This window comes from Pseudomonas sp. EL_65y_Pfl1_R83, from assembly GCF_963970695.1.
Taxonomy (GTDB): Bacteria; Pseudomonadota; Gammaproteobacteria; order Pseudomonadales; family Pseudomonadaceae; genus Aquipseudomonas; species Aquipseudomonas tritici.
In genome coordinates, this window is the sequence record NZ_CAXAQI010000177.1 from 1 (window position 1) to 564 (window position 564).

Consider the following 564-nt stretch of genomic DNA (forward strand, 5'->3'; position numbering starts at 1 on the left):
CCTGCAAGTGTTTGCCGTGGACGGTGCACTGCTACGCACCCCGGACACGCCCGAGTTGCGCGATCATTTCGGCTCTGGAAATACGCCGACCGAACGCCAGACACCTTTTCCAATGCTGCGTCTGGTGGCGCTGATGAATGTTCGTTCGCACCTGATACTGGATGCTCAGCTGAGCCCTTATCGACGCAGCGAAATGCGCTTGGCTGATGAGTTTCTACAGCAGATCCCCAACCATTCGGTCACGCTTTTCGACAAGGGCTTCTGGAGTGCCGATTTGATGCTTAGCCTGAGCGGCCAGGGGATTGACCGTCACTGGCTGACTCCGGCACGAAAAAATCTGGTCAGCGAAGAAGTGGTTCGTTACGGAAAGCATGACCGTTTGGTGCGCATGAAAGTGTCGCCGCAGGCGAGAAAACGAAATCCGGATTTGCCGACTCATTGGGAGGTGCGAGAGGTCAGCTACGAAGTTCAGGGCAAGTTGAAAACAGTCATGACGTCGCTGCCAGCCAGCACTTACAGCGCCAGCGCCGTCGCCAAGCTTTATCAGGAAAGATGGGAAATCGA

The 564-nt window shown here is 55.7% G+C and carries 1 protein-coding gene; it reads left to right on the forward strand.

Annotated elements, in window-relative coordinates:
• Positions 1 to 564: IS4 family transposase (locus AACY08_RS28275; protein WP_339472398.1), on the forward strand; the 564-nt coding region annotated here is incomplete at both ends.